The sequence below is a fragment of the Chrysanthemum yellows phytoplasma genome, from assembly GCF_000803325.1.
GTDB lineage: Bacteria > Bacillota_I > Bacilli_A > Acholeplasmatales > Acholeplasmataceae > Phytoplasma > Phytoplasma asteris.
Map to the genome: position 1 here is coordinate 1 of NZ_JSWH01000121.1, position 9,378 is coordinate 9,378.

Annotated in this window: 8 protein-coding genes and 1 tRNA gene; 3 read left to right on the forward strand and 6 right to left on the reverse strand. The window is 28.6% G+C overall.

The genetic code is table 11. The features are described from left to right. Positions 1–994: aminotransferase class V-fold PLP-dependent enzyme (locus OL66_RS02465; RefSeq protein ID WP_034172320.1), on the forward strand; the 994-nt coding region annotated here is incomplete at its 5' end. A 14-nt stretch (positions 995–1,008) separates the two neighbouring features. Then, the gene (sufU, locus tag OL66_RS02470) at positions 1,009–1,452 is read left to right on the forward strand and encodes a Fe-S cluster assembly sulfur transfer protein SufU (RefSeq protein WP_011160818.1); all 444 of its coding nucleotides are present in this window, start codon (positions 1,009–1,011) and stop codon (positions 1,450–1,452) included. A 53-nt stretch (positions 1,453–1,505) separates the two neighbouring features. Here sufU and trpS read toward each other — a convergent pair whose 3' ends face one another. The 6 genes from trpS to OL66_RS03875 all read right to left on the reverse strand — a co-directional run bounded on the left by trpS (position 1,506) and on the right by OL66_RS03875 (position 8,909). After that, entirely contained in the window at positions 1,506–2,510 is a 1,005-nt protein-coding gene (gene trpS, locus OL66_RS02475) for a tryptophan--tRNA ligase (RefSeq protein WP_034172321.1), read from the reverse strand. A 111-nt stretch (positions 2,511–2,621) separates the two neighbouring features. After that, entirely contained in the window at positions 2,622–7,337 is a 4,716-nt protein-coding gene (locus OL66_RS02480) for a PolC-type DNA polymerase III (RefSeq protein WP_173401685.1), read from the reverse strand. Positions 7,338–7,502: 165 nt separating this feature from the next. Next, a tRNA-Leu gene (locus tag OL66_RS02485) sits at positions 7,503–7,587 on the reverse strand. Positions 7,588–7,786: 199 nt separating this feature from the next. Further along, the gene (locus OL66_RS03635) at positions 7,787–7,999 is read right to left on the reverse strand and encodes a hypothetical protein (RefSeq protein ID WP_052177947.1); all 213 of its coding nucleotides are present in this window, start codon (positions 7,997–7,999) and stop codon (positions 7,787–7,789) included. Further along, the gene (locus OL66_RS03640; protein WP_052177948.1) at positions 7,996–8,382 is read right to left on the reverse strand and encodes an ABC transporter permease subunit; all 387 of its coding nucleotides are present in this window, start codon (positions 8,380–8,382) and stop codon (positions 7,996–7,998) included. Before OL66_RS03640 ends, OL66_RS03635 begins: the two co-directional genes overlap by 4 nt. 365 nt (positions 8,383–8,747) lie before the next feature. Continuing rightward, complete coding sequence (locus tag OL66_RS03875) at positions 8,748–8,909, reverse strand: hypothetical protein (RefSeq protein ID WP_156956354.1); 162 nt, start codon at positions 8,907–8,909, stop codon at positions 8,748–8,750. A 130-nt stretch (positions 8,910–9,039) separates the two neighbouring features. Here OL66_RS03875 and OL66_RS04145 point away from each other — a divergent pair, with 130 nt between their 5' ends. After that, on the forward strand, positions 9,040–9,204 hold the full coding sequence (locus OL66_RS04145) for a hypothetical protein (protein ID WP_173401686.1): 165 nt from the start codon (positions 9,040–9,042) through the stop codon (positions 9,202–9,204). Positions 9,205–9,378: the final 174 nt, after the last annotated feature.

Consider the following 9,378-nt stretch of genomic DNA (forward strand, 5'->3'; position numbering starts at 1 on the left):
TAATTTTATTAATTCCAAACCAGAAGAAATTATTTTTACTAAAGGAACTACTGATTCTTTAAATATATTAGCTCAAAGCTTAGGAGAAACCCTTCAAGAAGGTGACGAAATTATTACATCAGAATTAGAACATAATTCTTCCGTGCTTCCTTGGTTTAAACAAGCCAAACTAAAAAAAGCAAAATTAATTTTTGTTCCCCTAAACGAACAGAATCAAATAACTGTAGAAAATTTTGCTAAGGTTTTAACAAACAAAACTAAAATAGTTGTTTTAACTCATGTTTCTAATTTACTAGGGTACGAAACTCCCATTAAAGAAATAACAACTTTAGCTCACAAAAAAAACGCTTTAGTTATTTTAGATTCTGCCCAATCATCAAGTCACCTACCCATAGATGTTAAATTTTTAGATGTAGATTTTTTAGCATTTTCATCCCACAAATTATACGGTCCTTTTGGAATAGGGATTTTGTTTGGCAAAAATCATTTATTAGAACAATTACAACCTCCTTCATTTGGAGGAACTTCCATTAAAGAATTTTCTTTAAAACATTTTTTACTCAACGAAGGTCCTAATAAATTTGAATCAGGAACTCCTAATATTTCAGGAATTCTTGCTTTTAAAAAAGCTTTGGAATTTGTTGAAGAAATTGGTTTTGAAAACATCCAAAAACATGAAAAAAAGATTTATCAAAATATAATGAAAGAATTAAAACAAATTCCTAAAATCACAATTTATAATCCTCAAGCTTTTTCTAATATCATTACTTTTAACTTTAATCAAATTCATGCCCATGATGCAGAAGCTTTTTTAGCTCAGGAAAATATTTATGTAAGAACTGGTAGATGTTGTGCTTTTTTAGCTACTCAAAAACTAAAACAAACAAGTATAATTAGAGTTTCTATAGGCATTCACAACAATCAAGAAGACGTTGATATTTTAATTAAAAACTTAAAAAAAACGCAAACTTTTTTCTCCAAATTTAATAAATAACTCAAGGCATTAAAATGTTAGAAATAAATAAATTATATCGTGATTTAATCATTAAACATTATCAAGAACCTCAAAATTGGGGACTTTCCCAAGACCCTGATTTTATAAACATAACTAATAAAAATGTTTCTTGTGGTGATTCTATTTCATTACAAATCAAAATCTCAAATCAAAAATTAATAGATATTAAATACGAAACTCAAGCTTGTGCTATTTGTCGCGCTTCAGCAAGTTTGATGTCTATACATCTTAAGAATCTAGAAATTCAACAAACATTAGAAAAAATAAATCATTTTTTAGCTATGATTAATAATCAAATATATGATGAAACTCAACTTGACAAAGAATTACTATTATTTAAACATTTTATTAATTTTCCTGGAAGAGTCGCTTGTATAAGCCTTCCTTGGAAAGCTTTACAACAAGTAATTAAAGCACACAATAAAAAAAGTTATTAAATAAAAAAGACAACCCTAAAAAGGTTGTCTTTTTTATTTATAAATATTATACATCAAAACCTTGAAATACCTAATTTTTTTCGTACCTGTTGGATTTTTTTCTCTGCAATCAAGGAAGCTTTTTGGGCTCCTTTATTTAAAATATCATCCAATTTTGCACTATTAATTAATTGATAAAATTTTTGTTGCAAAGGTACAACAAAATTAATTATTTCTTCACCGACTTTATTTTTTAACTCTTTATAATTACTTTTTTGAAAAAGTTTTTCACTTTCAAAAATACTAATTTGCTTTAAAGAAGCATAAATGGTTAAAAGATTAGAAATTCCAGGTTTATTTTCTGGATCATATTTAATTATTTTTTGGGAATCTGTAACAGTTTGGGCAATTTTACTTTTAATTATTTGAGGATCATCCAAAAGTAAAATATAGCTTTTAGGATTTTCCGTATCACTTTTACTCATTTTTTTCAAAGGGTTTTGCAAAGATTTTATTTTCGAACCCAAAGGATTAAAAAAAGGTTCCGGAACAACAAAAGTATTGCCATATAAATTGTTAAATCTTGTAGCCAAGTTTTTAGTTAATTCTAAATGTTGTTTTTGATCTTTGCCAATAGGCACTAAATTTGCATCATAAATCAAAATATCAGCTGCCATCAATGTGGGGTAAGTAAATAAAGAAGTCCTTATTCCTTCTGCATTAATTTTGCTTTTTTCCTTATATTGAATCATTCTTTGTAGTTCAGAAAAATAAGAATTGCATTCCAAGAGATAACCCAAATAAGTATTTTGTGTTACTTCAGATTGAACAAACAAATTTATTTTTTCAGGATCAAGCCCTGTTGCCAAATAAAGAGCTGCTATTTTTTTGATTTGTTGTTTTAGTGTTTGGGGTTCTTGATAAAAAGTAAGGGCGTGCAAGTCAGCTATAAAAAGATAAAAATCAAAATTTTTTAAGTTTTGTTGCAAATATAGCAAAGGTTTTAAAACCCCAATATAATTTCCTAAAGTAAGATCGCCCGTTGGTTTGATCCCTGACACTAATCTTTTATTTGGTATCAATTTTATCACCTCCTTTTTTATTTTTTGCAAAATGATTTATTATAGCAAAATCATCTTTAATATTTTTGTGGATTTAACCAAATTTATTTATTATTTGTTTTTTTAATTTCATTCATCTTCTAAAGAATCTAAAAGGTTTTCTTGTTTTGCTTTGGCTAAAATGGTTTTATTAATTTTAGAACGAGTGGCAAAATCATCTTTAGTAAATGGTTTTTCTTGGCGCGCCTCTACAATTTTATTAGCAGCAATCAAACCTAGACCATCAAGCGAAAGCAGTGGCATCCTTAAAAAACCACCATCTTCTATTTTTAAAACACTAACATCTGATTTATTAAAATCAACAGTTAAAAATTTAAAACCACGATGTACCATTTCTTCGGCAATTTTTAAAGTATTTATTAAAGCATCTTCTTTGGCTTTGATTTTTTTACTTTTTTTCAATTCTGCAAGCTTATTTAATTTTTCTTTAATAATTTTTATATCGTTACTAATCATGGTTTGGTGGTCGAATTGTTCTGTTCTTTTAGAAAAATAACCACTATAAAAAGCTAATGGTTCATGCATTTTAAACCACGCAATCCTCAAAGCCATAATAACATAAGCAGTGGCATGCGCTTTAGGGAATAAATATTTAATTTTAGCAGCAGAATCAATATACCAAGCTTCTACTTTGTCTTTTATTTCTTGTTTGTATTTGTTCCATGTTTGAAAATCATCTTGGGGTTTGCCTTTACGGATAAATTCCATAATATCAAAAGCTTTTAAAGGATCAAGCCCTTTTTCTTGTAGTTGTAACATAATATCATCACGACAACCAATTATATCATCAAAAGAAATTGTTTTATTTTTGTATTTTTCAAATTCGCCTGTTTTGTTGATAGCATCTCTGGCGTTTTGGTTCCAAACATCAGTTCCATGTGAAAGTCCTGAGATTTTTACTAAAGCAGCAAAATTAATTTTAATTGCTTGTTTTTGTGAATTTTTTTTAGCGGTTGTTAAATCTTTTAACATTTGTTTGACAAAAATAGTTCCAAATTCAGGAATACCCAAAGAATCAATAGTGATTTTATTTCCTGGATTTACAGAAGAATCAATTTTGAATTCGTTGGAAAACAATTTATAAACTTCGGGATCATCTACAGGAATATCTTGGGCTCTTGTGAAAGGGAAAATTCTTCGATTTTCTTTAACATAATCCATCAAAAATTTAATCATCATAGGATCATCATGTCCTAAAATGTCTAATTTAAAAAGATTTTGCTCAAAGGAATGATAATCAAAATGAGTGGTTTTCCAATTGGTGTCATTAGCTGGATATTGGACAGGAGTTACTTCATAAATACTGCGATCGGGCGGCACAACAACAATTCCTCCTGGATGCTGGCCATTAGAACGTTTAACTCCTTCGATTTTGTTGGCAATTTGGGCTACTTTTTGTTTGCGCCATTGTTTTTGTTTTTCTTCTACAAAACCCATCGTATAGCCATAAGCGTTTCTTTGGGCAACAGTCTGGATGGTTCCTGCTCTAAAAGCGTGTTTTTCTCCTAATAATTCTTTAATGTAATTGTGGGCTTGGCTTTGGTAATCACCTGCAAAATTTAGATCAATATCAGGAGTTTTGTTGCCTTCAAAGCCTAGAAAAGTTTCAAAAGGAATGTCATGACCGTCTTTTTTGAACTGAGTGTCGCATTTGGGACAAGGCATGTTTGGCAAATCGTATCCCGAAAAAACCTTATCAAGTTCTTTGTGGTATTTTTCTTCTTCTGAGTTGTAATATTGTTCTTTTTCTTGTGGTTTTAATTGGACAATAGTGTAGTTGCATTTTGGACAATAATAATGTGGTTTTAACGGATTTACTTCGGTAATTTCTAACATAGTTGCTACTAAAGAAGAACCAATCGAACCACGTGAGCCTACTAAATAACCTTTTTCCAAAGAATTTTTAACTAATAAATGTGATAAATAATAAACAGGAGCAATATTTTGATTAGATTTTTCGTTTTTTGTCTCTCCGATAATACTTTTTAACTCTTGATCTAATCTTTCTTTAATTAAAGGGTGGGGAGTTGCGCCGTACATTTGTTTAACTTTTGTATCAACCAAACGCTTAATTTCTTCTTTGATGCTTGGTATTTGTAAGTTGGCTTTGAAAGCGTCGTCTTTGAAAGAAAATAGTTCCGAAGAAAAAGCTTTGATTTTTTCAATTTTGGAATTAAGCAAATGAGTATTTTCAATTACAATTTCATAAATTAATTTTTCATCTTGTAAAAAGGCAAATGCATCTATCATTTCTTGGGTGGTTAAAAGGTGATTTTCTGGCAAGTTTTTATTTTCGTATCTAGATAATTTGTGTAAGCCGCCTCCTACCATTTTGGCACTAATATAAATTTCGCGATAATCTTTTTCCCAAGGATGAATATAATGAACGTCCCCAGTGGCAATTACTATTTTTGCTTGTTTTTGGGATTCTTTTATGATGGTTTTGAGAGTAGTTTCAATGATTTGAAGCCCGTTTTTGCCTAAATCATGAATTAAATGTTTATAAGCTTGGGGAGGTTGCACTTCGATGTAATCGTAAAAAGAAATAGCTTTTTTCAATTTGGAAATGTTTTGATTGAGAGCTATTTCAAAAATATTGCTATTCATGCAACCACTACCCACTAAAAGACCTTGTCTTAAATTATCTAAATTAGATTTTAAAACACGAGGGCTTTTGTTAAAATCCTTAGTTAAAGCGTTGCTTAAAAGTTCAAAAAGATTGCGATAACCGGTTTGATTAGCCACTAAAATATTGATGTGATAAGGTCTTTCGTATTTGGGATCGATTTTTTCTTGTAAGTCAAAAAAAGTAATTACTTGTTCGTCTTTGGGATCTTTGGTTGGATCTGCCAATTGATCAATCATTTTGATAAAAATTTCTGCTGTGGCAGTGGCATCCGCAAGTGCACGGTGATGGTCTTCTAATTTGACTTTGAAAAAAGTTGCCAATCTTTTTAAAGAAAAATATTTTAAAAGATTACTGAAATAACGTTGAGACAACGCCATGGTATCAATAATGGGTTGTGGTTCCAAAGATATTTTGAGTTCTTTTGCTTTTTCTTTTAAAAAATTAATATCAAAAGAAGCGTTGTGAGCCACTAAAACACAGTCTTTGGCAAAAGCTAAAAATTGTGGTAAAACTTGGTCAATTGTTTGTTGTCCTTGAAGCATTTCATCCGTAATATTGGTAATATCGGTGATAGTTTTGGTTAATTTTTGTTGCGGGTCGATAAATTTTTGAAACTCTCCTATTTTGTTCCCTTTTTTAATTTTTACTCCAGCGATTTCAATAATTTTGTCACGAACATTAGATAATCCAGTAGTTTCCAAGTCAAAAACCACATAAGTAGCTTCTTTTAAAACAAAATCTTTTTCTAAATTATCTTCTTTTTGATTGGTGATATAAATAGGTTTTTCTTCAATAAAATCAACTTCCACTCCATAAATAGGTTTGATTTTTTTATTTTTGGCATGTTCGTTAATTTCGGGGTAAGCATAAATGCCGTCATGATCCGTAAAAGCAATCGCTTCGTGTCCCCATGATTCTGCTATTTGTAAATATTCTTTGGCACTGTTAATGGCGTCTAAATTAGACATTTTAGTGTGAGTGTGAAATTCAATTCTTTTTTTGCCTTGAAAACCCAAGTCTTGGCGGATTAATGAAGGCGAAATTGAATCTGATTCTAGGTTTTCGTATTGTGTCATCATTAAATGAACATCGTCCCAAGCACTATAATTAATTCGAGCTGTGATTCTAAATAATTGTCCAGTTTGGTAATTGGCTTTTAAAAATTGTTCTTTTTCATCTTTGGACACTTTTTTTTGAATTAAAATAGCATCTTTATTTTCGATAGAAAAATCATTGTCGTTTTCTTCTATAACAAATTTTAAATAAGAATACTGAAAATTAGCTTCTTTGATAGGATGAGCCAAAAAACCTTCAACAATTACATAAGTATTGGGATTTTGACGGTTGAATTCTTCCAGCTCTTGTTTATTTTTAGGAAGATCTTTTATTTTTGTATCTTTAGTTGTCATTTTAGAATTGCTATTATAAGCTCCTTTATTATGATTATATGCTTTTGCTTGGGGTGTTGTTTTTGCTTGTTTTGTTTGATCGGTTTGAGAAGTTGGATTTGATTTGTTATTTGGATTTTTTTCTTGATTTTGTTCGTTGGAGTTGGTTTGATGATTCGGATTTTGTTGCAATTCTTTGATTTCAATATTTGTGGATTTTTTTCTATTGATATCAATTTTTCTATCTGTTGATAAGATAAATTCATTTTTAAAACCATAAAATTTAGAAAAAAAATCTTGAAGAAGTCCCATTTTTTTATTTAAACATTTAAATGCATTAGGATTTACAAAAATGATAAATTTTCCGTTTTGAAAATTTACTTGGTGATTTTGAATTGCAAAATAATCTAAATCATGATATTTTTTTATTAAACTGGCTTGGGTTATAATATAATTAAAATAACTTTCTGCCAAAGATTCTAGATAATCCCAATTTTCAAAATCGATGTGGTATTCAATTTGGGGCAAATTAGGCTTGGTTTGCGCTTGGTTTTTCCATAAAATAGTTAATTCTTGGAGTAATTGTTCTAAAAAAAATGCTAAATCACAAACTAAAGGTAAATGTTTAAATGTGATTTGTAAAACCCATTTTGGGCTTTTTTGGCAAACTGATATTTTTTTTACTTGAGGATTTTGAAAATATTTTTTGCAAAAACCTTTTTGTTCGATAAATTTTTTAAATGAATGAGTAGACACAATAAATACCACCTAATAGTTGATTGGGAAAAGAGGCAAGAAAGAGGCAAGAAATCAAAATTGTTGTTTCAAATCGTTTTTTAAAAAATAAAACAAATAAAAAAACACATGAAATTCATGCAATTTTTTATTTGTTATTTCTTTTCATAGATGCAATTATAAATAAAAATAAATTAATGGTACTGATGGTCGGACTCGAACCGACATGAGTATTGCTCGCTTGATTTTGAGTCAAGTGCGTCTACCATTCCGCCACATCAGCTTTTTGTTTTAAATGATAAAAATATCATACTTATATATTATATCAGTTTTATTTTGATTTTTGTTTTTTTTCCTCAAAATCATAAACCAAAATAATATTTACATGCCCGCCACCCAAAAAAAGACCACATTAGCTAATGGCCTTTTATCAGGTTTCGGTGTTAAAACTTTGAAAAATTATTTATTTATGAAGGATATTTTTAGTAAATATTTTTGTTTAATAAATTAGTAATAACAATGATACTTAAGTAAAAACCAGTTATCATAGCAAAAGGCAAGATCGGATTAAAAGTCACTCCAGTATTATTTTTAGCTACTAAAGTTAACTCAGAGACGCCTATCATAGCAAAAAAAGAACTATCTTTAATGTTTGTGATGAATTGTTGGATAATAAAAGGCACTGATCTTTTCAAAGCTTGGGGAAAAACAATAGAGAAAAAACTTGTCTTTGGCTCATTCCCAAACTCAATGCCGCTTCAATTTGTCCTTTATCTAAAAATTTGATATTCTGCATTAAAATTACATTAATGTTTGCTAAAGAATTAAGACTCAAAACCAAAAGTCCTGCATTAAGAGAAGTAATAACACCTTTATTACAAAGGTTTCCAATGCCATAATAAACAAGCATTGCTTGGTCTGCTGTTGGCATCGTTTTTAAAATGAAAAATAAAATATCAAAGATCCAACTTATTCCTTTGCTAATTTTTAATATATAAGGATTATTGGATTGGGCATTTTTCATTAAGGTGCATAAAATAGCTAATAAAAAGCCTAAAAAAAGACCATCAATAGCCAAAATTAAAGTAGTTTTAAGTCCTTCTTTATAAGATGGAAAAGTTTTTCTAATTTGTGACCAAGTATTATTTTTTGCTAGATTAATTGTTTCTTGATGGTTTTCAAAAATATCGTCTACCCATTTTTTGGTTATTTTTTCTATGTTTGTAATTTGTTTTTTTGTTTTTGCAATTTCATTTATTAAGTTTTGTTTTTCATTATCACTTAAAATTGATTTATTTTGTTCTAATGGATTTGTAAGTTCCTTAAGTTTTGCTTTTAGTGTTTCAATATCTGTGATTTTTCCTAATTGTTCTATTTGTTTTGTTGTTATTTTTATTTCTTCATTTTCATGTGTAATTTGTGTTTCTGGATTTGCTAATCTTTCTAATTTTTTTCCAAGCTATTAAGTTTATTTTTTAAATCTATAATATCTAGGAATTTGCCTTCTTCTTGTTTTACTAATCCCAATTCCAATAATACGGTATTTATCTTTTCTTGTAAATTTGGTATTCTTCTATCTTTATCATTTTTTTTAGGCAAAAACATTCCCAAACCTTGAATATTGTAGGCGATTAAAGAACCATTAAAAAAAATACCAACTTTTAAGTTGGTTTCCTTATTGTTTCTAAATACTAAAAAATATTTTTCTTATTAAATAATAAAAAAGGAGATTAAAATGGCGAGAAATTACAGACGTTCTTATTTCATTAAAAAATCTTTTAGAAGAAATAAATTAACTTTAGGCAGTTTTTTTACATATTGGATTTTACCTACATTAGGCATTGTTATTCCTTTGATTGTTTATTTTGCTTCAAAAGGTTATTTATCAATAGCTAAATAATAAAAAGGAGGATAAAAAATGACTTTAAGACAAATATTAATTTTAATTGCTCTTGGTTGTATTTTTATATTTGCAGCTTATAAACTTGGTTTTATTGTTCCTGATGCAACTAAAATTACATGGATTAAATAAATGAGTGTTTTTTTAAAAAAACACTCATTAAGGATAATATAT

Excerpts from the sequence above, each read along its gene's own strand:
- sufU (WP_011160818.1), top strand. The coding sequence starts at position 1,009 with ATGTTAGAAATAAATAAATTATATCGTGATTTAATCATTAAACATTAT.
- OL66_RS03875 (WP_156956354.1), bottom strand. The coding sequence starts at position 8,909 with ATGTTTTTGCCTAAAAAAAATGATAAAGATAGAAGAATACCAAATTTA.
- OL66_RS04145 (WP_173401686.1), top strand. The coding sequence starts at position 9,040 with ATGGCGAGAAATTACAGACGTTCTTATTTCATTAAAAAATCTTTTAGA.